Annotated in this window: 24 protein-coding genes and 1 riboswitch; of the genes, 14 read left to right on the plus strand and 10 right to left on the minus strand. The window is 56.1% G+C overall.

Annotated elements, in window-relative coordinates; all coding sequences use genetic code 11:
• The first annotated feature begins 8 nt into the window (after positions 1–8).
• Positions 9–3,509 (plus strand): hypothetical protein, encoded by a 3,501-nt coding sequence (locus tag VL688_05725; protein HTL47545.1) that lies wholly within the window; start codon positions 9–11, stop codon positions 3,507–3,509.
• A gap of 39 nt (positions 3,510–3,548) precedes the next feature.
• The gene (locus tag VL688_05730; protein HTL47546.1) at positions 3,549–5,168 is read left to right on the plus strand and encodes an endonuclease/exonuclease/phosphatase family protein; all 1,620 of its coding nucleotides are present in this window, start codon (positions 3,549–3,551) and stop codon (positions 5,166–5,168) included.
• On the opposite strand, the gene VL688_05735 is transcribed toward VL688_05730, so the two are convergent.
• The 4 genes from VL688_05735 to VL688_05750 are packed head-to-tail and all read right to left on the minus strand — an operon-like array spanning position 5,169 to position 8,977.
• Positions 5,169–5,726, minus strand: a complete 558-nt coding sequence (locus tag VL688_05735) for a glutathione peroxidase (GenBank protein HTL47547.1) — start codon at positions 5,724–5,726, stop codon at positions 5,169–5,171. It abuts the gene before it with no gap.
• Between the two features lie 21 nt (positions 5,727–5,747).
• Positions 5,748–6,140: a response regulator gene (locus tag VL688_05740; protein ID HTL47548.1), complete on the minus strand. Its 393-nt coding sequence runs from the start codon at positions 6,138–6,140 to the stop codon at positions 5,748–5,750.
• Between the two features lie 3 nt (positions 6,141–6,143).
• The gene (locus tag VL688_05745; GenBank protein ID HTL47549.1) at positions 6,144–7,778 is read right to left on the minus strand and encodes a PAS domain S-box protein; all 1,635 of its coding nucleotides are present in this window, start codon (positions 7,776–7,778) and stop codon (positions 6,144–6,146) included.
• On the minus strand, positions 7,775–8,977 hold the full coding sequence (locus tag VL688_05750; protein ID HTL47550.1) for a HAMP domain-containing sensor histidine kinase: 1,203 nt from the start codon (positions 8,975–8,977) through the stop codon (positions 7,775–7,777). Before VL688_05750 ends, VL688_05745 begins: the two co-directional genes overlap by 4 nt.
• Positions 8,978–9,103: 126 nt before the next feature.
• Between VL688_05750 and VL688_05755 the strand changes: the two genes are divergently transcribed.
• The 6 genes from VL688_05755 (at position 9,104) to VL688_05780 (ending at position 15,711) form a co-directional block, all read left to right on the plus strand.
• Positions 9,104–9,757, plus strand: coding sequence for a CAAX prenyl protease-related protein (locus VL688_05755; protein HTL47551.1), 654 nt, complete (start codon positions 9,104–9,106; stop codon positions 9,755–9,757).
• Positions 9,758–9,858: 101 nt separating this feature from the next.
• Positions 9,859–11,481 carry an ATP-binding cassette domain-containing protein gene (locus VL688_05760; GenBank protein ID HTL47552.1) on the plus strand — a complete coding sequence of 541 codons (1,623 nt, stop codon included), beginning with the start codon at positions 9,859–9,861 and terminating at the stop codon, positions 11,479–11,481.
• 47 nt (positions 11,482–11,528) lie between these two features.
• Positions 11,529–13,508 (plus strand): tetratricopeptide repeat protein, encoded by a 1,980-nt coding sequence (locus VL688_05765; protein ID HTL47553.1) that lies wholly within the window; start codon positions 11,529–11,531, stop codon positions 13,506–13,508.
• A 72-nt stretch (positions 13,509–13,580) separates the two neighbouring features.
• Complete coding sequence (locus VL688_05770; GenBank protein ID HTL47554.1) at positions 13,581–14,291, plus strand: hypothetical protein; 711 nt, start codon at positions 13,581–13,583, stop codon at positions 14,289–14,291.
• Between the two features lie 194 nt (positions 14,292–14,485).
• Positions 14,486–14,932 carry an Hsp20/alpha crystallin family protein gene (locus VL688_05775; protein HTL47555.1) on the plus strand — a complete coding sequence of 149 codons (447 nt, stop codon included), beginning with the start codon at positions 14,486–14,488 and terminating at the stop codon, positions 14,930–14,932.
• 359 nt (positions 14,933–15,291) lie between these two features.
• Positions 15,292–15,711 carry an Hsp20/alpha crystallin family protein gene (locus VL688_05780; GenBank protein HTL47556.1) on the plus strand — a complete coding sequence of 140 codons (420 nt, stop codon included), beginning with the start codon at positions 15,292–15,294 and terminating at the stop codon, positions 15,709–15,711.
• A 67-nt stretch (positions 15,712–15,778) separates the two neighbouring features.
• Here the strand turns inward: VL688_05780 and VL688_05785 are convergent, their stop codons facing one another.
• The 6 genes from VL688_05785 to VL688_05810 form a co-directional block, all read right to left on the minus strand.
• The gene (locus VL688_05785; GenBank protein HTL47557.1) at positions 15,779–17,962 is read right to left on the minus strand and encodes a glutamine synthetase III; all 2,184 of its coding nucleotides are present in this window, start codon (positions 17,960–17,962) and stop codon (positions 15,779–15,781) included.
• Between the two features lie 300 nt (positions 17,963–18,262).
• Positions 18,263–18,396: riboswitch (cyclic di-AMP (ydaO/yuaA leader) on the minus strand.
• Positions 18,397–18,411: 15 nt separating this feature from the next.
• Complete coding sequence (locus tag VL688_05790; GenBank protein ID HTL47558.1) at positions 18,412–18,705, minus strand: hypothetical protein; 294 nt, start codon at positions 18,703–18,705, stop codon at positions 18,412–18,414.
• A gap of 329 nt (positions 18,706–19,034) precedes the next feature.
• Positions 19,035–19,949: a class I SAM-dependent rRNA methyltransferase gene (locus VL688_05795; GenBank protein ID HTL47559.1), complete on the minus strand. Its 915-nt coding sequence runs from the start codon at positions 19,947–19,949 to the stop codon at positions 19,035–19,037.
• A gap of 137 nt (positions 19,950–20,086) precedes the next feature.
• Complete coding sequence (locus VL688_05800; GenBank protein HTL47560.1) at positions 20,087–20,416, minus strand: DMT family protein; 330 nt, start codon at positions 20,414–20,416, stop codon at positions 20,087–20,089.
• 43 nt (positions 20,417–20,459) lie between these two features.
• On the minus strand, positions 20,460–21,014 hold the full coding sequence (locus tag VL688_05805; protein HTL47561.1) for a TMEM165/GDT1 family protein: 555 nt from the start codon (positions 21,012–21,014) through the stop codon (positions 20,460–20,462).
• Positions 21,015–21,025: 11 nt separating this feature from the next.
• Complete coding sequence (locus VL688_05810; GenBank protein HTL47562.1) at positions 21,026–21,583, minus strand: elongation factor P; 558 nt, start codon at positions 21,581–21,583, stop codon at positions 21,026–21,028.
• A gap of 139 nt (positions 21,584–21,722) precedes the next feature.
• Between VL688_05810 and VL688_05815 the strand changes: the two genes are divergently transcribed.
• The 6 genes from VL688_05815 (at position 21,723) to cysW (ending at position 26,571) form a co-directional block, all read left to right on the plus strand.
• Entirely contained in the window at positions 21,723–22,175 is a 453-nt protein-coding gene (locus tag VL688_05815) for an Rrf2 family transcriptional regulator (protein ID HTL47563.1), read from the plus strand.
• Position 22,176: 1 nt separating this feature from the next.
• Positions 22,177–22,326: a YezD family protein gene (locus VL688_05820; protein HTL47564.1), complete on the plus strand. Its 150-nt coding sequence runs from the start codon at positions 22,177–22,179 to the stop codon at positions 22,324–22,326.
• A 68-nt stretch (positions 22,327–22,394) separates the two neighbouring features.
• Positions 22,395–23,792 carry a porin gene (locus tag VL688_05825; protein HTL47565.1) on the plus strand — a complete coding sequence of 466 codons (1,398 nt, stop codon included), beginning with the start codon at positions 22,395–22,397 and terminating at the stop codon, positions 23,790–23,792.
• Positions 23,793–23,818: 26 nt separating this feature from the next.
• Positions 23,819–24,841: a sulfate ABC transporter substrate-binding protein gene (locus tag VL688_05830; GenBank protein HTL47566.1), complete on the plus strand. Its 1,023-nt coding sequence runs from the start codon at positions 23,819–23,821 to the stop codon at positions 24,839–24,841.
• A gap of 15 nt (positions 24,842–24,856) precedes the next feature.
• On the plus strand, positions 24,857–25,684 hold the full coding sequence (gene cysT / locus VL688_05835; GenBank protein HTL47567.1) for a sulfate ABC transporter permease subunit CysT: 828 nt from the start codon (positions 24,857–24,859) through the stop codon (positions 25,682–25,684).
• A gap of 2 nt (positions 25,685–25,686) precedes the next feature.
• Complete coding sequence (cysW, locus tag VL688_05840) at positions 25,687–26,571, plus strand: sulfate ABC transporter permease subunit CysW (protein ID HTL47568.1); 885 nt, start codon at positions 25,687–25,689, stop codon at positions 26,569–26,571.
• Position 26,572 lies beyond the last annotated feature (1 nt).

A 26,572-nucleotide genomic window follows, 5' to 3' on the forward strand; every position in this document is an offset into this window, starting at 1 on the left:
GAAATCCTATGGACATGGAAAAAGCGCTGGGTTGGCGCACGGAAAAATCGGGTTCTGCCGTTCAGAACGAAAAGTTAATCCAGTACATTAACTTGAAGCTGGCGGCCATGGGCTACCCTGTGTACGGCAGCAAAACCGATTCGGAATTTCTCGAGATCGCGCAGCCGCTGCTCAGCAATTACCAGGAAAAAAGCCGCATCCTCTCCAGCTTCCTTTGCCCGGCCGACCGCAGGATCCAGGACTTCCTCGACGATTATCTCAAAGACGTGGCGCCGGAAAAGCCCATCCGGCTGCCGGTCAATACGTTCATCCTGGACCGTCATGGGCTGGCACGCACGATGTCGCTGCCTCCCAATAAAGACAGCTTTGAATCCGACATCGTCAGCTCCTACCGGGTCAAGCAGGGCGTCCTTCACAATCCCAAAAGCGACCGGCGCACCACGCAGGGCGTTTTCCACATCGCCGAAGGCGGCTTCGCGATTCCCGACGACAAGACCGCGGTACCGAAGCTGGTGTTTGCCAACCTCCTGGCCGAAGCGCTGCGTCCGCCGCAGGACCTGCTGCGTCTGCCGTTTACTTCGGCGCAGAACGAACAGGCCGAGCTTTTTATTTCCCTGCTGCTGCGCCCGCTCGTCTGTCCCGCCGTGCACGGACGGATTCCGGAAAAAACCATGGAGATCCGCTTCTTCGCGCCGGGCAATCTCGTGAGCAATCTGGACTTCGTCGAATCCATATTCGGAAACGCAGGCGACCCTTATCTCCCGGAAAACGACGCGGCGCTTGACGCCTGGCACTGGACCGGCCACACCGGCTGCGTGATCCTCGCGCCGCACATGATCCACCTGAAAAAGAAAGACCTCGGGCTCCCCCATTACGACCAGGCCACAGAACGCCAGCGGCGCGACCGCATGTGCTGGAAAAAAGAAAACGAGCCTTACAATGACGGTGACGCGTTCAAGATCACCTGCCGCGACGAGCGCGGGATCATGGTCACGCTGATCGCGGACAATTATTTCGGGTACTGCAAAAAAGAGGTCAAAACACAGATCAGCTTTTCTTCCAATCTCTACGGCCTTTCCGAAGAAGAGCACGCCGGCGGCGCCATCGCTTTTCCCAGCTACGATCTCGGCGAAGAATTCTCCCTGGACCCCGCGATCTCGAGCAATGCCCTGAAATTCGCGGACGTCGTGCGCCTTTACGGTTCTTTCATGGACGTGAAGCCTGAGGGCTATGCCGTGGACAAAAAATACCCGCAGATCATTTACGTGCCCGAAGGCGCGGTCTTCAATCTCCAGCAGCAGTCGGTCACCTGGACCGTGGACGGCCGGGAACAAAAAATCCGCCTGATCGCGTCCAACCTCTACATGCTTCCTTCCGGGTATAAGATCCACATCAAGAAGCTGACCGGCGGGCACAACTGGATCCTGATCGGGACCGTGGCCGAGGGCACAACGTGCCACAAGCCGTGCACGGTGTCCGGCGGCGGCAAATCCGAAATTTCCAAATCCATCGTGGACGCCATGATCCAGGGGCCGATGTTTACCGCGGATTTTCACAAAGACTTCGAGCTCGTCGCCGAAATCATCGAGCGCGATTTCGGCAGCCGCTTCAAAGAAAAGTACATGAAAAAGCGCCCGAGCCGCCCGATCCTCAGCTCCAAACGCTCGCTGGGCTCGGTCATCAAGCTCTTCACGCCTTCGGCGGAATTCACGGACGAATACAACGACTGGCTGAAGTCCCTGCCGCCGCACATCAAGGACGTGATCTTCATCGTCAAGCGCCATTACCGCCGCCACTGGGGCAAGAACTGGCGCGAGCATTTCAGCGTGGACGTGGTCAACGGGCATCTCGGCCACGAGCTCAAATACGCGGGCCGCGAGCTCGTCTCCAATTACCTGCGCGTGGGCCGTGAAAAAGACGGCTCCTGGCGCATCTACCGCGTGCGCCAGGATTTCAGCCCGGCGCAAAAAGTCCAGACCGAAGACGACATCTCTACTTCCGTCGTCGTTCCCGGCGAGCACGTTTCCCCGGACCTTGCGGCTTCCGCCAAAAGCGTGAAGCTCGTCGCCAACTGCGAATACCGCCTCTTTCAAAGGCCCGACGACGCCATCCACCGCGGCTACGACAAACAGGCGGAACTGGATCTCGCCACGCCGGGGACATTCCTTTCCAATTACGAGCCGCTCACCGCGAGCGACGCAAAAGAGCTGCTGCTGGATGCCATGGGCTTTGATCTCTACACGCCGCCGATGAAAAACCTGATCCAGGACTTCGTGGAAAAAGGCAGCCCGACTTATTTCGTGGCTTCCTCGCACCCTCGCGTCGTGGACGGCAAGCCTTCAAAAAATCCGCGCTATCTGCAGAACCGGCCGGATCTGGTCAATCCCGTGCAGCGCTACTTCGCGGAAATGGGCGTGCGCCTCTGGCGCAAAATCCCCGAAGGGCAGCCGGTGCAGTTCACGGTAAACGCCGTGCTGCCGGGCCGCAGGAACAACCCGCGGGATGCCAAGAACAAAATCCCAGCGCTGGCTGTTTACAATCCGATCCATTACCAGGAACTGCCGGAACTCTTCATGGATTTCGTCTGCAGCGTCACAGGAAAATCACCGTCCACGACGGGTTTCGGCTCCGAAGGCGCGCTGACGAAGGGCCCCTTCAACGCACTTTGCGCCACGGCCGACCTGAACAACGCGCTTGTGTCCTACATCCTGACGGGCTATGCCGCCTTCTCTTCCGCTGCCGGCTATGTGGGCCCGAACTTCCAGGTAGACCACGACGTCACGCTTCTCATCCCCGAGGTCTGGTCGCGCATGGCCGTGCATGAACGGGATCCGGAATTCCTGATCAAGAACCGGTATCTCGAAAAGCTGGAGGATTTTGAACATGAAGGGCGTGTGGTCAAAGCGAGCATCTTGGGCTACAGGATCACGCTCAAATTCATCCACGCATTTCTCGGCCGGATTTTCAGCAACCCGAATGCCGTCTTCCACGAAGAAATGCTCAAGCCCGAACAGCAGGACATGAGCATGTTCGCCGAAGGCATCGACAATCTCGTGGCCACGCAGAAAAGAGTCGCCCAGCATTATTTCAACGACGGCAGCATCGAGTCCGCGTGCCCGCCGCTCGCGGCGCTTCTTCACATCATGGCCCACGGCCATTATAATGGTAAAGACCTCAATCATCCGGAAGTGAGGGGCATGTTCACGCACGATTACCTGATCGCGAGCCCATGGTACCAGGAAAGGCTGGCCATGAAGCAGCACCGGGAAGTCGCGCTATGGCAGCGGCACATCGCGTATCTCGAAAACTTTGTCTCCAAAGACAGCCATTACGAAGCCATTCAGGAGCTGCGGCTCAAAGAACGCCTCGAAGAAGCGCAGCGGCATCTTGAAATTGTGAAATCGCCTGCTTATCTCAAAATTCTGCACGGCACTATCGGTGCTGATCCTCTGCGGGGGCAGTTCCATGCATCCCGGCCGAATGTCAGTCTCGCCAAAGAACGAGTCTAAGCCGTTCTGCCGGACCTCCGGCCAACAGATAGGAAGCCTATGAAAAAAGCCATTCCGTCTTTCGCCCGCGTCCTCCTGGCCTTCGCCGTTGTTTTTTTGCCATTTACCCCGTCCGTCCTGCCGCAGGATTCCTATATGCGTTTCCAGGACGCGCCTTTCCTGAGCTTCGATGACCTGCGCGCGCTCAGCATGGATCCGACGCCGAAGGGGACGCTAAAGGACCGGCTGGAAAAATTCTGGAAGACGCCCCTCATCAGCAATGAGGCTTACTACAACGGCGCGCGGCCGGAACCCAAGGCAAGCCCCGAGATGGGCCCCTACCTGCGCATCGCCACCTGGAACATTGAAAAGTCCTATCACATTCCCGAAGCCATCGAGGCCTTTACTTCCTCAGAAAAATTTCAGAGGCAGATCGACCCGCTGAAAGCGCCGGAAGGTTCCAAGAAATGGCACACCGTGATGGATCAGCAGCAAAAGCTTATGGGCTCGGATATTATTTTTCTGCAGGAAATGGACATCGGCATCAAGCGATCCGGATACATCGACGCCCCGCGGGAGCTCGCTAAGGCACTGAACATGAATTACGCTTTTGCCGCGGAGCAGCTGGAAGTCGATCCCGTCATGCTTGGGCTCGAAGATCTGTATTACGACAACAAAAGCCCGGACAAAGAAGCCACGGATTATTACCGCGTCGATGCCGCGAAGGAAAAAGGCGCTTTCGGCGTCGCAGTTTTGTCCCGTTACCCCATCAAAAAAGCGGAATGCTTCCAGCTGGATTACCAGGCCTATCACTGGTACACCATGGAAAAGCAAAAGGCGGGCTTCCTGGAAATCAGCCGTCGTTTCGGGGCCAAGACAGTCCTCAAAAACGAAGTCACCCGCGAAATGAAAGTCGGGGGCAGGATTTATTTCCGGGTCGACCTTGAAGTGCCGGGGATTCCCGGCAATACCTTGACTCTCATCAACATCCACCTCGAAATTAAATGCCTGCCGAAGGCACGCGAGCAGCAGATGCGGGAAATCCTGAGCTACATCCGGGACATCAAAAACCCGGTGATCGTGGCCGGTGATTTCAATGCCGCGCCGACGGACATCAGCGCCACTTCCTTGCCGCGCGTGATCAAACGCACGGCCAAGAATCCCACGACCTGGTTCGCAGTCGGGGTTAATTACCTGACACCGCACGGTTTGATCATCAACAGCACGCGCACCGTGTCCAACATGACGAAAAATTTTCAAGACCCTCTTTCGAAAAACATTTCGGTCGTGGCGCCGAATCCGGTCTATGGGCTTTTCAAGGAGATCGAGGATTTCCGGTTCTCGGACGGCGGGGCGTTTGACTTCCGGGGAGACAAGGAACGTTCGGTCAATGGGAAACACGGAAAATTGTCTAATTCCAACCAGCGGGACAGGAAAGGATTCAAAACTTCTTTCAGCGTGAAGCGGCCGATCGGGCCTTTCGGCAAGTACCGCCTGGATTGGATTTTCGTGAAGTCCGTGCTGAAGGATCCGCTGGCCGACGCCGGTTCCTATAAATTATCGCCGCATTTCGGGGAGACGCTGGAAGAGATGAATACCAGCCTCCGCCAGCCCATTTCCGACCATCATCCGAGCATCGCGATTCTTCCGCTGGAAGAACCCAAGATCAAAAAGTCCTGATCACGCCTTCGGCAAAATCTTTTCCACGCTTTGCAGGAACTCCGGCGACAGCGGGTCTACTTTCGAGTCGAACCGCGCCACCACGTTTCCCTTGGGATCCACGAGGAATTTGTTGAAGTTCCACGTGATGGGACCCTTGAAATCCGTGGCCGTCGTGAGATAGCGGTAAAGCGGGTGCATGGCGTCGCCTTTCACGGGAATCTTGGAAAAAAGATCGAACGTGACTTTGAAACGCAAGTCACAGAACTTCTTGATTTCCGCGTCCGTGCCCGGCTCCTGTCCCCCGAAATCGTTCGAAGGAAACGCGAGCACCTTCAGCCCCGCGTCCTTATATTTCTCATACAAGGCTTCCAGCGAAGCGTATTGCGGCGTGTACCCGCACTGGGAAGCGGTATTGACGATGAGGAGCGCCTTTCCATCATACTGGGCGAGGTCGACCTCCTTGCCGTCAATCGTTTTCGCTTTAAAGTCGTGCACGTTCTGCGGCGCGGCCCCCGCGTTCATGACGCCCATGAAGAAAATCGCCCCCATCCAAAGTCCTTTGAGATCCAAGCTCATGTCGTTCTCCTGCTTTTAATTTTATTTGTCCAGCGATGCGCGTATTTGTTTGTCCAGCTCTTCGGGATTCACGGGCTTGGGAAGCACGGGCTTGGCGTAAAAGGGCCGCCCGTCCACCATGCCGAGAAAAAGTTCTTCCGTTCCCTTGACCGCAAGCGCGGTCATAAAGACGATCGGGACGTGCTTCAGCTCGTCGTCCGCCTTGATCTGCAGCGCCACGCTGCTGCCCCGCATGTCCGGCATGATCACGTCCATCAGGATCAGGTCGGGCCGGAAAGACTTCGCGGCCGCGTGGGCCTTCGCCGCTTCCGTGACGGTCTCCACCTGGTAATTCCCCATGCTCTCCAGATTTTTTTTGACCATCTTGCAAAACATGGGCTCATCGTCGACCATCAGGATTTTTTTCTTTTCCATAAGCTACTCTTCCAGCATCCCCGCGTTTCCGCTTTCCGCAGTGTAGGGAATGGTTTTGAACATTAACGTGACCCGGGCGCCTCCGCCCTCGAGATTGCTCAGCTCGATCCATGCGTGATGCAGTTCGATGATCGTGCGGACAACCGCCAGGCCGAGCCCCGTGCCTCCGGTATCTCTTTTCGTCGTATAAAACGGATCGAAGATTTTGCTGAGCGCCTCTTCCGGAATGCCGGGCCCCGTATCGTCAATCTGGGCCACGGCCACTTTTTCTCCGGGCCGGAACAGGTCCGTGCTTCGATATCCCGTATTTTCTCCCACGGCGGCGACCGTATGCAAGAACGTTCTTACGGTCACGGTTCCCCTTTCTCCTACGGCCTGGGTGGCGTTCATGATCAGGTTGATGAAGACCTGCACGATGCGATTGGCGTCAAGATGGATCTCCATGAGCCCGGGGTCCAGCTCCTTCTTGATCCTGATCTGATGCTTGTCGAATTCGTGCTTGGTCAGGCTGAGAGCCTTTTCGATAAGCGTGTTTAGGTTCTCGGACTTGAGATTCAGGCTGGAGGCCGCGGAAAAACCCAAAAGGTCTTTGACGACCCCGTCCGCTCGCAGCGCCGCTTCTTCCATGTCTTTGAGGACATCCAGCACGTCTTCCGTGCGGGAATCCGAGGCCGCGAGCCGCCTCAGATAATAAATTCCCTGGATCAAGATCGCGAGCGGATTCTTGACTTCATGCGCGGCACCGGCCGCGAGGCGGCCCACCGACTTCATCTTTTCGATCTGGATAAGCTCGTTGGTGCGGCGGATGACTCGCTGCTCCAATTCCTGATTGATCCGGTGCAGTTCTTCTTCCGCCCTTTTGCGCTCGGTGATGTCGCGGATGATGCCGATGGAGCCCGTAATGTTTCCCTGCGCGTCTTTCAACACGCTGATCGAAATGTCGATGTCGATCACCTCGCCGCTTTTCTTGATCATTTTGGTTTCGAGATGATGCTGCATGCCTTTCTGCCGGATGTTGTAGGAGCGGATCTTCTTCCATTCCTCTTCGGAATAAAGCGTCTTCACGGGCCTCAGGTAGAGATCGACGTGGCCCATGCCCAGCAGATTCTCCGCGAAAGTGTTCCAGGAGATGATGCGTTCCTGCGCGTCGGTCAGCGTGATGGCGACGGCCGAATTATCGAAAACCGTGCGGTATTTTTCTTCAGCCAGCTGCCGTTCGCGCTCGGCGCTGCGGCGCTCTGTGACGTCGCTCATGAGGCCGATGGAGCCGGTGATATTGCCGTCGGGATCTTTCAGCACGCTGATGGAGATTTCGATGTCGATGATTTCGCCGTCGTTTTTGATGGCCTTGGTTTCCAGGCGTTCGTGCATGCCCTTGTCGCGGATGTTGTAAGACCGGATTTTCTTCCACTCCGCTTCCGGATACAGCGAGCTGACCGGCCTGAGATACAAATCCTCCGGCCCCATGCCCAGGAGTTTTTCCGCGAGCTTGTTCCAGGAAATGATGCGTTCCTTCGCGTCGGTGACCGTGATGGCCACGGCAGAATTTTCGAAAATGGTCCGGTACTTTTCCTCCGCCGCCCTGAGCTGCCGGATGGCTTCGTCGTCATTCAATTTCTTTTTCGAAGGTGCGGTCACGCCGTTTCAGCCCCTTTCTCGCCGGCGGGAATTCGCATGCTGAAGCAGGAGCCTTTGCCGGGCTCGCTTTGAACGCCGACGGAACCGCCGTGGGACTCCGTGATTTTTTTGACCAGGCTGAGGCCCAGCCCGGTACTGTCCTGCTTCTGCTGGCGCGATTTCCGTACGTTGTAGAACGGCTCGAAAATGCCGCCCAGGTCCGCGGTGTCGATACCGATGCCCGTGTCCTCGACGCGGATCAGCAGGAAATCTCCGGCCCTTTCCGCGCCGACCACAATCCTGCCGTTCTCGCGGTTGTACTTGATGGCATTGCTGATCAGATTGCTCACGGCCTCCTTGATCCAGTCTGGGTCGCAGTAAACCTTTTCCAGGGGCCCTTTGATTTGGAGTGAGAGATCGATCTTTCTTGCCTCGGCCTGCGGCTTGAAAAAAATGACTTCCTGCTCGAGCCATTCCGCGGGATCGGTCCACTGCTTGGCCATCTTCAGGCTTTCGGATTCGATCTTCGCGAGATCGAGAAGATCGTTAAGAAGCCGGTGCAGCCGTTCGGCACCCATGCGCACGCGGCTGAGAAAAGTCGTCTGTTTCTCGTTCAGCGTGCCAATGTGGCCTTCGAGAAGCATGGAGATGTAACCGTGGATCGATGTGAGCGGAGTGCGCATCTGGTGGGACGCAGTGGACAGGCGCTCGGTCTTGACGATCTCGTCCTTTCTCAATTTCTCGTGGGCATTTCCCAATTCCTGGGCGAATTTGTAAAGCTCCTGGTTGACGCCCGCGAGTTTCTTAATCGTGAGGCTGATGTCTTCCCCGGCCGCATTCGCGGACACGACGTGCCGCAGCAGGCGCAAAAAAATTCCCGCATTGCCGTCGCGCGGAACAAAATAATGCCGTGCGCCTTTTTCCAGGGCGGCGACCGCCTCTTCCTCCCGCGAAGGTTCCGCAAGGATGAATAGCGGCAGCGACGGCGCGGCCACGGCCAATTTGGCCGCAGCTTCCGCCGCGGAAATTCCCGGAAGGTCGAGCGAGAGGAGCGCGGCATGAAACGTTTCCTGCGGGATAAGTTTCAAGGCGTCTTTGAGCGAAGCCGCGGTGGTCATCGCAGGCGCGCCGGGAAGTTCCCGGAGGGATTTCATGAAAAGGCCGGCCGGCCCCTTTTCGGGGGCGATCCAAAGCAGGTTTATCGGTGCAGGTGTTTCCATATTCTCCCGGCTTCAGGCCGGCCTTCGCTTCTATAAATATATACGCCCCTTGGAGGAAAGCCAAACGGCAGGCCACGATGTTATTGACACTCCCCGGTAAAAGCCCCATGATGGAACATCTTACCCATGAACCTTTTACCTAAAAATTCGGCCCGCTACGTCCTTCCTTTTCTCGTCTTTCTCCTTCTGACGGAACTCCAGCGTTTTGGGACGCCCCAATCCATTTTCTGGATTTACGGCTTTAAAATCGCGGTGACCACGGCCGTTCTCCTGTTCTTGTTTCGCGGCCGCGGGGCGGAAATATCAGGACGATTCGATCCTGCAGCCGCCGGGCTCGGGCTGATTGTCCTCGCAATCTGGATTGTGCTGGGCAACAGCATACCCGCGGAGCGCGGGGTTTCTTTTGATCCAGGGGTTTTCGCGAACGTGCCGGTCAAAGCCTTTGCCGTCGGCCTGCGAATCCTGGGAGCTGCTGTCCTCGTGCCCGTGATCGAGGAACTCTTCTGGCGATCCTTTCTGATGCGCGCGTTCGTCAACCAGGAGGACTTTCTGTCTGTGCCGCTAGGCGCTTATACGCGCCTTTCCTTCTGGGGAACCGTGGCCGCTTTCATGCTGGTCCACCGCTCCTGGGAATGGCCGGCCACGTTTCTAACCGGGGCTCTTTACGGCGGTTATCTCCTCAAGACCAAGAACCTCAAGGGCTGCATCCTGGCCCATGCCGTGACCAATTTCGGCCTTGCCGTCTATGTGCTCCTCACCCACCGGTGGTACTTCTGGTAGCCTCACGGGGATGCGTCCCGGGGCCTTTTATGCTATAATGCGGCCGCTTTTCCACGGACACCTCCTCGCGGAAAAAATCTGACTTTCAAAGGGTATTCCCCGTGATCGCAGCCAACGGCGTCACTCTACAATACGGCAAGCGCGTGCTTTTCGAGAAGGTCGGCATCGCCTTTACTCCGGGCAATTGCTACGGCATCATCGGCGCGAACGGCTCCGGAAAATCGACCTTCCTGAAGATCCTTTCGGGCGAAATCGAGCCCAATGCCGGCGACGTCAGCCTGGCCCCGAATGCGCGGCTTTCCACGCTGAAGCAGGATCAATTCGCCTATGACGAATACGACGTGCTCACCACCGTCATCATGGGCCATAAAAAACTCTACGACTGCATCCAGGAGCGCGAAAAGATCTACGCCAATTTCAACGAGGACCAGGGACTGCGAGCCGCGGAGCTCGAAGACCAGTTCGCGGAAATGAACGGCTGGAGCGCGGAAGCCGACGCCGCGAAGCTCCTGAGCGATCTCGGCATTCAGGAATCGCTCCACAGCATGAAGATGAAGCAGCTCGAAGCGCGGCAGAAAGTCCGTGTGCTCCTGGCCCAGGCGCTGTTCGGAGACCCGGACGTCCTTCTCCTCGACGAACCCACGAACCAGCTCGACGTGGAAACCAGCATGTGGCTGGAAGAATTCCTCTACGATTTCAAGAACACCGCCATCGTGGTTTCGCACGACCGCCATTTCCTCGACAAAGTCTGCACGCACATCTGCGACATCGACTTCGGCAAGATCCAGCTGTATGCCGGCAACTATTCTTTCTGGTACGAATCCAGCCAGCTCGCCCTGCGGCAGAAACAGGAAGGCAATAAAAAGGTCGAGGAGAAGCGCAAAGAACTGCAGGCGTTCATCTCGCGGTTCAGCGCCAATGCTTCCAAGTCCCGCCAGGCCACTTCCCGCAAAAAGTTACTGGAAAAACTGACGCTCGAAGATATCCGGCCCTCCTCCCGCAAATATCCTTATGTCGCGTTCAAATCGGAGCGCGAGGCCGGCAACGATCTTCTCGACATCGAAGGGCTGACCAAGTCCGTAGACGGCAAGGTCATGTTCCGCAATTTCGTGCTTCACGTGAATAAGGGCGACAAAATCGCATTCATCGGCCGCAACGACCTGGCCAAGACCACGCTGTTCCAAATCCTCATGGGCGAAACCGCGCAGGACGGCGGCACCTTCAAATGGGGCGCTTCCACGACGCGGGCCTACTTCCCCAAGGAAAACAGCAAGTACTTCGACACGGACCTCAGCCTTGTGGACTGGCTGCGGCAGTTCTCGAACGAGAAAGACGAAAACTTCATCCGCGGCTTCCTGGGACGCATGCTCTTTTCCGGGGAAGAATCGCTCAAAAGCGCGCGCGTGCTCTCCGGCGGCGAGAAAGTGCGCTGCATGCTGTCCAAGATGATGCTGACCGGCTCGAACGTGCTGATCCTCGACGAGCCCACGAACCATCTCGACCTGGAATCCATTACCGCGCTCAATACCGGCATGGAGCAATGCAAAGGCACGATCCTCTTTTCCTCGCATGACCATCAGTTCGTCCAGACCGTCGCCAACAGGATCGTCGAGATCACGCCGAATGGTTTCATCGACCGCCAGCAGACGACCTTCGACGAATACCTCATGGACGAGCACATCAAGAAGCGCCGCGAAGCGCTCTACTTGCAGCCCCAGGCCTAAAAACTATTCCTGATTTCGGGACAATGCGGTAAGATGATCCCGCCATCATGGACCCTCAAAAAAGTGCTTACATCCGGGAAAATTTCCGCAAGAAAACCGTCCGCGAGCTTTCGCGCGACCTGAATCTCAGCCGCAAAAAAATCGAAGAAGAAATCGGGCGGCTTTCGGGGAAAGTGAAAACCGGGGAGACCGCGGCGCCGGCGCCGGCCGCGCCCGCCGAACCCGTTTCCCGCAAGCAGCACCTGATCGCGGCGGGCGTCCTCCTGCTTTTTACCCTTTGCCTGTACGCCCGGACGATTTCCTACCCGTTCAGCAACTGGGACGACCAGGAATACGTGGTCGACAACCCGGATATCCGCAGCATGTCGTCGGAGAACGTCCACCGCTTTTTTACCAAGTCTTACGTCGGCATCTACGCGCCGCTGACCATGCTGAGCCTCGCGGGCGATTACCAGCTTTATCATTTCAATGCCATCGGTTATCACGCGACCAACCTCGCGCTCCATGCGGCCAATGCCGTACTGCTTTATCTCATCCTGCTCGCCTTGACCGGACAATGGAACCTGGCTCTCGGCATCGCGCTGCTGTTCGCGGTCCATCCGGTCCAGCCGGAATCGGTGGTCTGGATTTCCCAACGAAAAAACGTCCTGTCCTTTTTCCTTTTTCTGAGCGCCTTCCTGGCCTACATCCGGCATTATGAATCGCCGAAGCGGTCTTTGCTTTGGTACGCCGCCTCGTTCGCGCTCTTTGTGCTGTCGTGCATGGCCAAGCCGCTCTCGGTCACGTTGACGGGCATTTTGTTCGCCTATGACTACTGTTACAAGCGTCTCAATGCCAAGGCCTTCCTGCGCTACCTTCCTTTTGTCGCGATCTCTGTCGTCTTCGGCCTCATCTCGATCCACATCGCCCAGAGCGCCACAAAGGGCGATTACATCGGAAACAGCCGCTGGGTGACGTTTCTCACGGTCATGGTGGCCATGATGAAGTACGTACAGCTCATTTTCGTCCCGGTCAACCAAAGCATTTTGTATCCGTTTCCGCTCTACAGGACGATTTTCCATCCGCACATCCTGCTTTCCATGGCCGGGCTCGCGGCGCTCGGCTTTGGATTTTTCCAGCTGTGGAAAAGAGACCGGAAACTTTTTTTCTGGGGCGCATGGTACCTCGTTCTCCTGGCGCCGGTCTTGAACATCATCCCCCTTCTCGACTACATGCAGGACCGCTGGCTTTATCTGCCCGTCGCCGGGATCTTCATGATCGTTTTCACGCTGCTGCAAAGAAAGACGGGCAAAGGCCTGGTGAACACGCTCATGGCGATCCTGGTCTTCGTGTATGCCCTTTTAAATCTGAACCGCCAGCAGGTCTGGGCCAATCCCCAGAACCTGTGGCTGGAGACGCGGCGCGTGACGGAGAACGTGTGGAGTTCGCCCTATTACAACCTGGGCTATTATTATGTGAAACAGGGAAGGCTGGACGACGCCGTGGCGGAGTTTCAAAAAACCATCAACCGTTTCAATCTTCCCGGCGCCTGGGGCGGCATCGGCACGGTATTGAGCAAGCAAGGCAAGCTGGACGAAGCCATTCCTTATTTTCAGAAAGCCCTGGAGCTGGCGCCCGAGGAACCGGTTTTCTACAATGAATTGGGGCTCATTTATAAGGAAAAGCAGCAATACGACCTGGCGCTGGATCAATACGAAAAATCCCTTCAAAGGGACTCGGCGAATCCGGACACTTACAATAATAAGGCCGTAGTCCTGGCTCTGATGAGCCGCAATGACGAGGCGGACCGGGTTTTCCAGCAGAGCCTGGGAAAAGATCCGGATTTCGCGGAAACGCTGATCAATTATGCCAGCTTCCTTTATAAGACCAGCCGCTTCGATGAATCGGAAAAGTACGCCCGTAAATTCCTTTCGCTCTATCCCAATTCCGAATACCGCCCCCTGGCCCTGCGGCTCATGCAGAACATCAATGCGGCAAAAAAAACAACGGCTTCGCTCCAAAAGTCCGAATGGAAAACGGCCCAATAACTTTTCCCGCGGTTTAGATTAGGGCCGGCTTTGTCGAAATATCATCGGAACGCTGTCAACGCGCACTCATCCATGAAAACATCGAAACCCATTTGGTTCCGTTATAAATTCATGCTCCCTGCGGGAAAGACGCAGGAATTCCATCTGGAGCTGGATCCGGAAACGCTCGCGCTTATCCCCCAACCGCGGACCGATTATCCGGACTGGACGCGGCTGTCTCATTTTCAATGCGCGCATTGCCCGCTCAAAGAGGCGGATTCGCCGCGTTGTCCGATTGCCGCCAACCTCGTCGACGTCATCGAGTTTTTTAAATCGGCGGTTTCCTACGAGGAAATCGACCTGGAAGTCGAAAGCCCTTCGAGAACCTATAAGGCGCGCACCGCCCTTCAGTATGCGCTCAGCTCCCTCATCGGCCTTTACATGGTGACGAGCGGCTGTCCGGTCATGGACAAATTGCGGCCGCTGGCCGCGTTTCATCTTCCGCTGGCCAGCACCGCGGAATCCACGTTCCGCTCGCTTTCGATGTATCTCCTGGCCCAGTGGTTTCTTCAAAGAAAAGGCGAAACGCCGGACTGGTCCTTAAAGGACCTGGAAAAAATCTATGCGGACATCCAGACCCTCAACGAATGGTTCCTCAAAAGGGTCCAGGCCGTGCACATTCAGGACGCGGGGCTGAATGCGGTTTTCCATCTGGACTGCCACGCCCAGTACACCAATTTATTCCTGACTGCCGAAGGGCTCGACAACATCGTCCGGTTCTTTCATCCTTATTTAAATCCTTGATCTTCCGCCGGCTCAAGGCCTTGTTTATTTTTTAGTCAGGGCCGTGTGACAAAAAAATTCAGTCCCGTAGAGCCGTCCCTCACGGCGCCCCCGCATCTCCAATAAAAACAATGACTTAAGATCTCGTTTTTCGTGGCACGCAATTTGAAATTCGCCTCAGCGGAAAAACATCAATCCAAGAAGGAGGAAATACCATGGAACTCGTCAGAAAAATAAATGGCTGGGATCCGTTCGACATCCTCGAAGATCTTCAAACGGACATGAACCGTGTTTTCAACCGGTCTCTCCAGAAGAGAGAGGGTTTGGAGAATGCCTTTCAGCCCCATCTCGAAGTGCGGGAAGATGCGGAAGCCTACATTTTAAGCGCGGATCTGCCCGGCTTGAAGAAAGAAGACTTTTCCATCACGGTGCAAGGAAACCGTCTGGTCTTGAAAGGAGAAAGGAAACAGGAAAAAGAATTGACGGAAAAAGGAATGCATTACTCCGAGAGATCCTACGGCTCCTTCATGCGGAGCATGGAGTTTCCGGTCGAAGTGGCCGCCGACAAAGTCAAGGCGAGTTATAAAGACGGCGTCCTCGAGATCAACTTGCCCAAGGCTGAGAATGCCAAGCCCAAGCAAGTGTCGGTTGAAGTGAAATAATGTTTCCGGAGCCCGGCGGATTACCGCCGGGCTCCGGTTCCTGGAGGAATACCATGGAAACGCCTAATACAAATGCTGCTCCTGACAAAACAACGATGCCCGGTTGGGCTGTCGCCATTTTGGTATTGCTCGTGGCTTTGCTATGCCTTCAGTCCGTGCTTTTGGTGAAGACGATCAAAAACGACAGAGCCATCAGAAGGTTTGCGATTCAGAAACAAGTGTGGGATGCCAATCGAGCCGCGGCCGCGCTTCCGCAAAGAATGAACAGGCAAAGCTCCGCCGCTTATCAGCCTCTCCCAAACCGCTTTTACGGGCCGAGCCCTTACGGTTCTTACAGCGCTTCTCAGTTGGAAGACAGCATGAATCGGCTTTTCACAAATCTTCTGTCCAATTTTGCAGCGCCCTTATCGAGCATGATGGCAAGCCCGGCCGCGGCAGACTTTGATTTCATGCCTACCGCAGACATGGAAGAAAAAGACAATCTTTATATTGTGAAAGTGGACCTGCCCGGCTTGGACAAGGACCAGATCAACATCACGGTGAGAGACGGCTTGCTCACCATCGAAGGCGTTAGGAAATCTGAGTCCGAATCCAAAGACGACAAGACCGGATTTTATTCCCAGGAGCGCAGCTATGGATCGTTTTCCAGATCACTTCCGCTTCCCGGCCCTGTGGATGATGCCGGAATCAAGGCGGATTATGCCAATGGAGTTCTGACGATCCAGCTCCCCAAGAAGCCGGGAACCGAAAAAAATGCGACGAAGGTAAGCGTGCAGTGAGTTTCAGAGCGGAGAAATAAAAAAGGCCCGGAGGATTTCCTCCGGGCCTTTTTTATTGAAACTATTCTTACTTGATGAACAGCATCTCCTGGTACGTCGGAAGCGTCCAGAGATCATCCGCCACAAGCGTTTCCAGCTGGTCCGCGTATTTCCGGACCGTCCCCATCGCGGGAAGAACTTTGTAGCAGTAATACTCCGCTTCGGCTTCCAGGCTCTTGGCGCCGTGGTGTTCCTTGAGCTTCTCCAGAGCGCTGATGCTGCTCTGCAGGCCCTTCACGGCGGCCACAACCTCATCCAGCGTCGTGCTGTCGAACTTCACGCCGGCGGTTTTAGCAGCGGCCGCGGCCTGACAGAGTTCGGTCTGATAGCGGACAGCCGCAGGAAGGATCATGGTCTGGGCCATCTTCACGACGAGGTTGGATTCCAGGTTGATCGTCTTGCAGTACTGTTCCACGTAAATATCGTGGCGGCTTTCGAGCTCGCGCTTCGAGAGCACCTTGTACTTGGCAAAAAGATCAGCGGCTTCCTTGGTCTTGGCGGCCTTGATCGCCTCGACCGTGGTCTTATCGTTCGGAAGACCGCGCTTGGCGGCTTCCTTGTGCCACGCTTCGGAATAGCCGTCGCCGTTGAAAACGACAGCGCCGTGTTCATCGATGATTTCCTTGAGCAGCTTCTGCACGGCGGCATTCAGCTTCTTGGAATCACCTTTGGTGGCCTTCTCGAGTTCCGTCGCAACGTAATCGAGGGAATCGGTGAGGGCCGTGAGAAGCATGACCAGCGGACCGGCCAGCGACATGCTGGAACCGACCGCGCGGAACTCAAACCTGTTGCCGGTGAAGGCAAACGGGCTGGTGCGGTTACGGTCGCCGGCATCCGAGGGAAGCGGCGGCAGCGTGTCGACGCCGACCACGAGCTTGTCTTTCTTCTTGGACGACTTGGCTCCGCCCTTCTTGATCTGATCGAACACGTCGGCAAGCTGCTCGCCGAGGAAGATCGAGATGATCGCCGGAGGAGCTTCGTTCGCGCCGAGGCGGTGGTCGTTATTGGCCGTGGCGACGGAAGCGCGCAACAGGTACGAATACTTGTGGACCGCGCGGATCGTGGCGGCGCAGAAAACGAGGAACTGCGCGTTTTCGTGCGGCGTCTCGCCCGGATCGAACAGGTTACCCTGCGTGCTGTTGCTGATCGAGAAATTCAGGTGCTTGCCCGAGCCGTTGATGCCCGCGAAAGGCTTCTCGTGCAGGAGGCAGGTCATGCCGTACTTCTCGGCGACACGCTTCAGGGTATACATGAGGAGCTGCTGGTGGTCCGTGGCGATGTTCGCGCTCTCGTACAGAGGGGCGATTTCGTACTGGGCCGGAGCAACTTCGTTGTGGCGGGTCTTCACCGGGACGCCGAGCTTGAAGAGCTCACGCTCGCATTCGAGCATGAACGCAAGCACGCGTTCGGGAATCGCGCCGAAATAGTGGTCTTCGAATTCCTGGCCGCGCGGCGGCTTGGCGCCGAAGAGCGAACGGCCGCAATTCAGAAGGTCCGGACGGGCGTAGTAGAAATTGCGGTCGATCAGGAAGTATTCCTGCTCGGGACCCGCGTTCGCCACGACACGGGAAATCGCCGTGTGGCCGAACAGGCGCAGGATGCGCTGCGCGTGAACATTCATGGCCTGCTGGGCGCGGAGAAGCGGCGTCTTCTTGTCGAGCGCTTCGCCGGTCCAGGACACGAACGCCGTCGGAATGCAAAGCGTCGTCCCATTCGGATTTTCGAGGATGTACGCCGGGCTCGTCACGTCCCAAGCCGTATAACCGCGGGCTTCGAACGTCGCGCGGATGCCGCCGCTCGGAAAGCTGGAGGCATCGGGTTCCCCCTGGATAAGCTGCTTGCCCGTGAATTCCGCGATCGCCGAACCGTCACCCGTCGGCGTGAGGAAGCTGTCATGCTTCTCGGCCGTGGAGCCGGTCAAAGGATAGAAAACGTGGGCGTAATGCGTGGCGCCCTTTTCGATGGCCCAATCGCGCATGGCCGCAGCCACAACGTCCGCGATCGTGGAATCGATCTTCTCACCCTTCTCGATCGTCTTCATCAGAGAAATGTAGATGTCTTTAGGCAGCCGGGCCTTCATGACCGACGGACTAAAAACATTCGTTCCAAACAAACTCCCCGTCGAAGTCTCCGCGAAATTCAGAGGCTCCGAAATGGGCTCGTAACCGGTAACGGCCTTAACAGCCTGTAGACGTGCAGTACTTCCGCTCATTGTTGAAATCTCCTTCTGATGTGTTGGGATTTTATCCTGCTGCCAGGATTTCCGGGGGCAAATTTGAATAAAGCCGTAAAATTCACGTAAGAAAAAATAGGACCGTATTATAGCGGATTCCCTACAGATGCAAAGCTCAAAATTCCTCGATTTTTCAAGGCCTGCAGGGCGATAAGATTCTTCGTGTTAGCGTTTGGAGCATATTAAGCATGGGTGATAAATAATTTTATGAATTGCTCCCGGATGGAGAAATAAATACAAAGGGCCAGAACGAATTCTGGCCCTTTGAAAAAAATGGAATGAGTCCATCTGCTACGCCTGCGAGATTAGCTCCCCTGGGTTCGGACTGCAGATTATAGCCCGTCTGCCTCGCGGCAAATTCACCCGTAACTGGTTCTCCCGCTCCCCGGATGGGAATTAGGCGGCACTTCCGGATACGTTGCCCAGGCTTAGTAAGCCGCCGCCTTGGCCGCCGTATCGACGGAAGTCGCTGCACCGGCATCATCCGTGGCGACAGTCACTTTCTCGCCAACGAGGCTAGCCGGATCCGTAACGCCCGCAGGCCACTTGGTCGTGGCGCTGTAAGCCACCCAAGAAGAACCCGCGTCCGTCGCGATTTCCAGCTTGCTCTGCTGAGCATCCACAGACTGAACGGTGCCTTCAACGCTAGCCGCGAACGTCACTCCCTGGAGGGAAGCAATCGCCACGAGCATCACAACAACGATGAAGAACGCTTTTTTCATTTGTATCACCTCCTTTCGTTATTGAAATCCCTGGCCTAAGCCAGGCCAAAAAAAAAGCCTTCTAATTTTGTTCGGACCTCCCTTGCGGGCGCCACGCAAAATTAAAAGGCTCTATTTGTTTGCCGTCAGCGATCGACCTATCGCTGCTACCCAGTCGGCCTCAACGAAGCCGTTTCCATGTAAGGGGGGCTGGGACTCTTTCGGAAATATGATCTCCGGTTAACTGCCTGAGAATTCTAATAAATTTGTCATGGAATATCAATATGATGATAGCGATTGATTGTTAATGCTATATCTGCCTCTGAGGAAGGACCGATTGAAAATGAACTTCAACCGAATTTGACGGCGCAGACTTTGAGGTAAGATTCCTCAACCGGCTGTTTGGGAAAATCCGCAGCCGGTTCATTAAAAAAATCCTGGATACGGGCCGGGAAAGCCGCGATCCCCTTTCGGACTTGATTCAAAAACGATTGCCGGGACAACTGGTGCGAATTATTGCAGACCCAGAGAACCCCGCGGGGCTCCACCACGGGAGCGGCCAGCGAAACCAACTTTTCATAATCCCGCTGCGCCACGAACCGCGACGACGGGCCTGTCGCGTAAGTGGGCGGATCCAGAATCACGCTTTGAAACCGTTCCTGCCGCCGGCCGAACCGCTGCAGCCAGTCAAAGACGTCGCCCGTGACGAAATCACGGTCCTGCGCCTCGAGCCCGTTGCACCGCATGTTCCGCTTGCCCCATTCCAGGTAACGGCCGGAAAGATCGATGTTCAAGGCGCGCGCCGCTCCGCCCAGAACCGCCGCTACTCCAAAGCCGCAGGTATAAGAGAAGCAGTTGAGGACCGTCCGGCCCGCGGAAAGCCGGCGTATTTTGTTTCGGATTTCCCGCATGTCCAGGAAAAGCCCCGTGCTGAGCCCCTCACCCGGCCGGATTAAAAAACGCATGCCATTTTCCAGGATTTCGAGTTCGGGAACGGGTTCCCCCCAAAAGGGCGCCGAAGGCGCGTGGGATTCGCGCTCCGCGCCTTTCAGGACGCTGGCTTGTTTCGGACGGTATTTAAGATACACGGCGGAAGCCTTGCATCGTTCCGCGAGGACTTTCAATAACGGCATCGGTTCCTTGGTTTGCGCGGCCCCATAAAGGTTCGCCACCAGGACACAGGCGTAACGGTCCACGGTAATTTCCGGGAAACCGTCCGCCGCGCCGTGGATGAGGCGGAAAGCGTTCGTTTCGCGGCTCCGCATAAGAGCTTCCCTTTTTTTCAAAGCGGCCTCGATCCAGAATCCGAGAGGCTTTTTCGGGAGCTCGGGCTGAGGGGCGGGACGCGTTGAGAAGCGCTTACGCGGGTAGGAAGGACGCGGCTTTGATTTCTTTTTGAATTTCATGCTTTTTGAAAGATGAAAATCACCGCCAGGACCAGGCAGCCGAAGGCGGCGAAATAATTCCACCGGATCTGTTCTTTGAGATACAAGAGGGAAAAGCCGCAGAAGACGACCAGCGTGATGACTTCCTGCATGATCTTAAGCTGCGCCGTGGTGAAAGTATACGAGCCGATGCGGTTGGCCGGGACCTGGAAGCAATATTCCACGAAAGCGATCAGCCAGCTTACGAGGATCACTTTCCATAAAGCCTCCTGGCGGAATTTCAAATGCCCGTACCAGGCAAAGGTCATGAAAATGTTGGAGATCGTGAGAAGCACCAGGGTGATCATGCGAGATTTTCCTCCGCCGGCAGTTAGGGTGCGGGTGATCGACTCAGAAAAAAATGAACGTGACTCCCATGAAAATAAAAATCCAGCCGGCCGCTTTGCGCAGGATGGCCGGACGGACGCGCGAAGCCATGGCATGCCCCAGGAACAGGGCAATGCCTGAAGACAGCGCCAGGGCCGACAGGGTCGCGAGCACGACAAGCGCAAGATTGTACCGCGTGGCAAAAAGCGCGGCGGCGATTTGCGTCTTGTCCGCCCATTCCGCCAGGAACGTGAATCCGAAACCCATCAAAAAGGGATGCTGGAAGAGAAATTCCTGCTGCGGTTCCGACTCGCCCACCGAGCGCAGCATGAGGAACCCGAAGACAAAGAAAATAACCGCGGCCAGGAGTTTCATGATCCACACCGGCACAAACCGCGAGATCCACGCTCCAGCAAAGATGCCGAAGCCGTCGGCCAGCATGAAGCCGAGCATGGCTCCAAAAAAAAGGACAAGCCGCTTCTGGGTTTTCGAACCCAGCACGAAAAGCGCGAGCTGGGTCTTGTCGCCCAGTTCCGCGAGGAAAATGGAAATAAACGGAATGATGAAATGAACCAGCATAAATTCTCCCGTTAAGCCCGGCCGCCCACTTCGCCGGTTTCGGTATTGACGCGCACGACAGCGCCTTCCTGAATGTACTGGGGAACGCGGACTTCGAGGCCGGTTTCGAGCGTGGCCTGCTTGTTTCCGCCGCCCGAAGACGCGGGAGGCGTCGAGGTAACTTTGAGCTCCACGTAAGGCGGCAGCTCGAGCGAGACCACGTTCCCATTATATTTTAGGGCCTCGAGGATCACGCCCTCTTTCAAATAAGGAAGAAGTTCGGAAATCTTCCCGGCGGGAAACGAAAATTGCTCGTAGCTTGTTTCATCCATGAAATGATACGTCGAGGATTCCAAGTAAAGGAACGAGGCCTTGGTTTTTTCGACGTCCGGCTCGTTGAATTTTTCCGCGGTCTTGAAACTTTTCTCGAGCACGGCGTTGGAGAGAAGATTCCGAACCTTGGCCCGCACCATGGTCGAAGCCCCGCGGGCCGACGGCGAGGCAAAAAAAACTTCCAGCACGAGGTAAGGTTCCCCTTCCACGGAGATAAGCATTTTCCTTTTTAATTCATTGGCGCCGATCATTTCCATTCTTCCTTTTTTTCATAAGCTTTCATTGGACAGACATAAGCCATTATAGATATTACAGTTGCGCCTTTCAAACAATCTTTTGTTGACAGAACAGTTTTATAAGTTAATATCTCTACTAAATCCATAGAGTAAACATACTATGATTACCAAGAAAACCAAATACGCCATTAAAGCCCTCCTCATGCTGGCCGGTTCTTCCGGTGCCGAGAAGCCCATGCTCATTTCCGAGCTGGCGCGGAAGGAGCGGCTTCCCAAAAAATTTTTGGAGCTCATTCTTCTAGAGCTCAAAAAAAGCGGCATCTTGGGCAGCAAGAAAGGAAAAGGCGGCGGCTATTTCCTTGCCAAGGAGCCGGCAAGCATCAAATTGGGCACCGTCATGCGCATCCTGGAAGGTCCGCTCGCTCCCCTGCCGTGCCTGAGCCGCACGGCGTACCGCAAATGCGAGGAATGCGTCGACGAGCAAACCTGTCCGATCCGCGCCGTGATGAAAGATATCCACGAAGCGAACATTGCCGTTCTGGACGGGACCAGCCTCCAAAACATGCTGGAAATGGCCGCGCAGCCTGAACGGCAGGAGATGTATTTCATTTAACATGGAAACCGAATCTGAAGAACAAGCCGTCGCGAAAATCCGCGAGGCCCTCAAAAAAATAAAGTACGGCGCGGTGGAGATCATCATCCACGATGCCCAAATTGTGCAGATCGAATGCCGCGAAAAAATAAGGCTCGATAAGACTCAATAAAGTTTCAAAATAAAAAAAAGAACTGACCGGACCACCGGAGGTTTTCATGAATCCAAGGAGGATTTCCCATGAAAATTCCACGGTGGTTCCCGGCAACGGCAATCGTGTTAGTACTCGCTTTGCAAAATTCAACACTAGCGCAGGCCCAGCTTCCCGCCCCTCCTGCCAAGACAATCGAGGAGCGGCTGGCGGAGCTGGAAAAAGAGATGAGTCTCTTGAAACGCCAGCAGGAAGTGCAGAAAGAAGTGGATCTGAAAAAAGAAACTGAAACCCCCGTCGTCGTCGCAGGCAAAGACGGATTTGGATTGAAGTCAAAGGACGGCAACTTTCAACTGAAGTTCCGCGGCCAGATCCAGACTGACGCTCGCTTTTTTGCGAACGACGACCGCAATCCCGGCGTGAATCAATTTTTGCCCCGGCGCATCCGGACCTCGCTCGAAGGAACGGTTTTCAAGTATTTCGATTTCCGCTTGATGCCGGATTTCGGAAACGGTACCGTGACTTTGCAGGACGCGTGGGTGGATTTCAAATACTGGCCCCAGGCCTCGCTTCGCGCGGGTAAATTCAAATCGCCCATCGGGCTGGAACGGCTGCAATCGGACCCGAACACGATCTTCGCGGAAACCGCGCTTTCCACGAACCTCGTGCCGAACCGCGACGTGGGCATCGATCTCCACGGCGATTTCTGGGACGGCACGATCACTTACGACGCGGCCGTCATGAATGGCGTCGTGGACAACGGCAACTTGGATACGGACCTCGCGGACGACAAAGATTTTGTCGGCAGGATTTTCTCGCACCCGTTCCGCAATACGGACATCGACGCTTTGAATGGCCTCGGAGTCGGGTTAGGGATGAGTTACGGGGACGTGCACGGCACCGTGGCATCGCCGCAGCTCCCGACCTTCCGCAGCTTCGGACAGCAGACGGTTTACAGTTACCGCTCTGACGGCACCGCGGCGGGAACGACGATCGCCAATGGCGGCCGCACGCGGTTTGCCCCACAGGCCTACTATTATTGGGGGCCGGTCGGCCTTTTGACCGAATTTGTGTGGTCGTCTCAGGACGTGAAACGCAATACCGAACGGTCGAGTTTGAAGAACTGGGGCTGGCAGCTTGCCGGCTCTTATGTGATCACCGGCGAAAACGCCAGCTATAACGGCGTGGTTCCCCGTTACAACTTCGACCCGCGCGAAGGAAGATGGGGTGCCCTGGAGATCGTGGGCCGTTTCAGCGAACTCACCGGCGACAGCGACGCATATGCCCTGTTCGTCAATCCCCAGACTTCCGTCCGGAAGGCGCGCGCATGGACGGCGGGCCTCAACTGGTACTGGAACAAAAACATCAAGTGGATGCTCGATTACGAACAGACCTTTTTCCAGGACGGCTACGCTTTGAGCGGCGCCGCGGCTCGCGAGCGCGAAATTGAAAACGCTCTGATCGGCCGCCTCCAAATCGCCTTTTAAATTTGCATCGTCAAAGGAGCACCACCATGAACTCGAAATTAAATGTGTTACGCGCCGCAGCCGCGGTGACGGCCGCGCTCGTTTTGACCGTTTCTCCCGCGGGAGTTGCAGCCGAAAAAATCGCGCTGCTGAACGTTTCGTATGATCCGACCCGCGAACTCTACCAGGAAGTCAACGCGGCCTTTGCCAAACAGTGGAAGGACAAGACGGGCCAGGACGTCGAGATCAGCCAGTCCCACGACGGCTCCGGCAAACAGGCGCGGGCCATCATCAGCGGCCTGGATGCGGACGTGGCAACGCTCGCGCTTGGTTACGACATCGACGCGCTGGCGGAAAAGGCCGGCCTGATTTCAAAAAACTGGCAGGGCAAGCTGCCGAACAACAGCTCGCCCTACACGTCGACGATCGTTTTCCTGGTCAAGAAAGGCAACCCGCAAAACATCAAAGACTGGGACGATCTGGCGCGCGACGGTATTTCCGTCATCACGCCGAACCCCAAGACTTCCGGCGGCGCTCGCTGGAATTACCTCGCAGCCTGGGCCTATGCCAGCAAAAAATTCGGGGGCGACGAAAATCAAATCAAGGAGTTCGTCAAAAAGATTTATAAAAACGTGGCGGTACTCGACACGGGCGCGCGCGGGTCCACGACGACGTTTGTGGAACGCGGCATCGGAGACGTCTTGATCGCCTGGGAAAACGAGGCGTTCCTGGCGGTCAATAACATCGGCAAAGACCAATTCGAAATCATCGTGCCGTCGCTCAGCATTCTCGCGGAGCCTCCGGTCACCGTCGTGGATAAGATCGCGAAAAAGCACCACATGGAAGAGGCCGCCAAGGCCTATCTCGAATTCCTTTACACGGACGAAGGCCAGGACATCATCGCCAGGCACTATTACCGCCCTCGCTCGGAAGCCGTGCTGCAAAAATACGCGGCCCAATTTCCGAAAATCGAGCTCGTGACCATCGACAAGGATTTTGGCGGCTGGAAAGAAGCGCAGGCCAAACATTTCGCGGACGGCGGCATTTTCGACGAGATCTATCTAAGCTAACAAACAGGAAAAGGCATGGGCTTCAAAAAACACAGCGTTCTCCCGGGATTCGGACTGACCCTGGGCTTTACCCTCTTTTATTTGAGCGTGGTCGTTCTCTTCCCGCTTTCGCTTCTCTTTTTCAAAACGGCCGCGCTCACCTGGCCGCAGCTCGTCAAGGCCCTGTCTTCCGCCAGGACGCTGGCCGCGTTCCGCCTGACGTTCAGCGTGTCGCTGGCAAGCGCGCTTGTGAACGCTGTTTTCGGGATGCTCGTGGCCTGGGTGCTGGTCCGTTATAATTTCCCGGCCAAAAAAGCCGTGGACGCGCTGGTGGATCTCCCCTTTGCGCTTCCCACGGCTGTCGCCGGAATTTGTCTCACTGCGATTTACGGCCCCACGGGCTGGGTCGGAAAATGGCTCGCGCCCTGGGGCATCAAAACCGCATACTCGCCGCTCGGCATCGGCATCGCGCTGGTTTTCATCGGGCTGCCTTTTGTCGTGCGCACGCTGGAACCGGTGCTGCAGGAAATGGACATCGAGCTCGAAGAAGCGGCGCACAGCCTGGGGGCTTCGGCCTGGCAGACATTCTCGCGCGTCATTTTTCCCACGCTTTTTCCCGCGCTGCTGACCGGCACAGCCATGGCGTTCGCGCGCGCTCTCGGCGAATACGGCTCGGTAGTTTTCATTTCGGGCAACATGCCGGGCAAAACCGAAATCCTTCCGCTTCTCATCATGACCAAGCTCGAGCAATTCGATTATCCGGGTGCGACGGCCATCGCAAGCGTCACGCTTTGCATTTCCTTTCTCCTTCTTCTGTTCATCAACATGCTCCAGGCCTGGAGCCGAAGATACCAGAAGGTGTAGCCATGGCCGGAACCGTTTCATCCTTAACTGCAAGAGCCGTCAAGACTGCGCCGTCGGTTTCCCAGGAATCGCCGGCCGTCAAGGCCGTGCTGATCACCGCTGCGTTTCTTTTCCTCGGCCTCTTTCTGTTCCTGCCGATCGCGGTGCTCCTGGCCAGCGCTTTTTCAAAAGGGCTGATCGCTTATTTCCACGCGCTCGCGGAACCGGATGCCTTTTCCGCGGTCAAGCTCACGCTTCTCGCCGCCGCAATCAGCGTTCCGCTGAATCTGGTCTTTGGCATCGCGGCGTCCTGGGCCATCGCCAAATTCGATTTCACGGGAAAGAAAGTACTTCTCGCCCTGATCGATCTGCCGTTCACGGTGTCCCCCGTGATCTCGGGCCTGATCTACGTGCTTCTTTTTGGGGCGCAAGGGTTGTTCGGTCCCTGGCTCATGGAGCATGACATCAAAATCATCTTCGCGGTTCCGGGCATCGTGCTGGCTACGATCTTCGTGACGTTTCCGTTTGTCGCGCGGGAACTCATCCCGCTCATGGAAGCGCAGGGCAACGAAGAAGAAATCTCCGCGATCACCCTCGGCGCCAGCGGATGGCAGACATTCTGGCGCGTGACGCTCCCCAATATCAAATGGGGCTTACTCTACGGCGTGATCCTCTGCAATGCGCGCGCCATGGGCGAATTCGGCGCCGTGTCGGTTGTGTCAGGCCATATCCGCGGCAAGACCAACACCCTGCCGCTGCACATCGAGATTCTCTATAATGAATACCAATTCATGGCCGCCTTTGCCGTGGCCTCGCTCCTCATGCTGCTGGCACTCGTCACGCTCGCCCTAAAGACCTGGGTCGAGCTGCGCGCAGGCGCAAGCATGCAGGCCAAAACCCAACTCTAGG

The sequence above is a fragment of the Verrucomicrobiia bacterium genome (assembly GCA_035495615.1).
Taxonomy (GTDB): Bacteria; Omnitrophota; Omnitrophia; order Omnitrophales; family Aquincolibacteriaceae; genus DATJFP01.

Bases quoted from the DNA above. Each gene is read 5' to 3' on its own strand.
- VL688_05725 (HTL47545.1), top strand. From the start codon at position 9: ATGGACATGGAAAAAGCGCTGGGTTGGCGCACGGAAAAATCGGGTTCT.
- VL688_05730 (HTL47546.1), top strand. From the start codon at position 3,549: ATGAAAAAAGCCATTCCGTCTTTCGCCCGCGTCCTCCTGGCCTTCGCC.
- VL688_05735 (HTL47547.1), bottom strand. From the start codon at position 5,726: ATGAGCTTGGATCTCAAAGGACTTTGGATGGGGGCGATTTTCTTCATG.
- VL688_05740 (HTL47548.1), bottom strand. From the start codon at position 6,140: ATGGAAAAGAAAAAAATCCTGATGGTCGACGATGAGCCCATGTTTTGC.
- VL688_05750 (HTL47550.1), bottom strand. From the start codon at position 8,977: ATGGAAACACCTGCACCGATAAACCTGCTTTGGATCGCCCCCGAAAAG.
- VL688_05755 (HTL47551.1), top strand. From the start codon at position 9,104: ATGAACCTTTTACCTAAAAATTCGGCCCGCTACGTCCTTCCTTTTCTC.
- VL688_05765 (HTL47553.1), top strand. From the start codon at position 11,529: ATGGACCCTCAAAAAAGTGCTTACATCCGGGAAAATTTCCGCAAGAAA.
- VL688_05770 (HTL47554.1), top strand. From the start codon at position 13,581: ATGAAAACATCGAAACCCATTTGGTTCCGTTATAAATTCATGCTCCCT.
- VL688_05775 (HTL47555.1), top strand. From the start codon at position 14,486: ATGGAACTCGTCAGAAAAATAAATGGCTGGGATCCGTTCGACATCCTC.
- VL688_05780 (HTL47556.1), top strand. From the start codon at position 15,292: ATGAATCGGCTTTTCACAAATCTTCTGTCCAATTTTGCAGCGCCCTTA.
- VL688_05785 (HTL47557.1), bottom strand. From the start codon at position 17,962: ATGAGCGGAAGTACTGCACGTCTACAGGCTGTTAAGGCCGTTACCGGT.
- VL688_05790 (HTL47558.1), bottom strand. From the start codon at position 18,705: ATGAAAAAAGCGTTCTTCATCGTTGTTGTGATGCTCGTGGCGATTGCT.
- VL688_05795 (HTL47559.1), bottom strand. From the start codon at position 19,949: ATGCGGAGCCGCGAAACGAACGCTTTCCGCCTCATCCACGGCGCGGCG.
- VL688_05800 (HTL47560.1), bottom strand. From the start codon at position 20,416: ATGATCACCCTGGTGCTTCTCACGATCTCCAACATTTTCATGACCTTT.
- VL688_05805 (HTL47561.1), bottom strand. From the start codon at position 21,014: ATGCTGGTTCATTTCATCATTCCGTTTATTTCCATTTTCCTCGCGGAA.
- VL688_05810 (HTL47562.1), bottom strand. From the start codon at position 21,583: ATGGAAATGATCGGCGCCAATGAATTAAAAAGGAAAATGCTTATCTCC.
- VL688_05815 (HTL47563.1), top strand. From the start codon at position 21,723: ATGATTACCAAGAAAACCAAATACGCCATTAAAGCCCTCCTCATGCTG.
- VL688_05820 (HTL47564.1), top strand. From the start codon at position 22,177: ATGGAAACCGAATCTGAAGAACAAGCCGTCGCGAAAATCCGCGAGGCC.
- VL688_05825 (HTL47565.1), top strand. From the start codon at position 22,395: ATGAAAATTCCACGGTGGTTCCCGGCAACGGCAATCGTGTTAGTACTC.
- VL688_05830 (HTL47566.1), top strand. From the start codon at position 23,819: ATGAACTCGAAATTAAATGTGTTACGCGCCGCAGCCGCGGTGACGGCC.
- cysT (HTL47567.1), top strand. From the start codon at position 24,857: ATGGGCTTCAAAAAACACAGCGTTCTCCCGGGATTCGGACTGACCCTG.
- cysW (HTL47568.1), top strand. From the start codon at position 25,687: ATGGCCGGAACCGTTTCATCCTTAACTGCAAGAGCCGTCAAGACTGCG.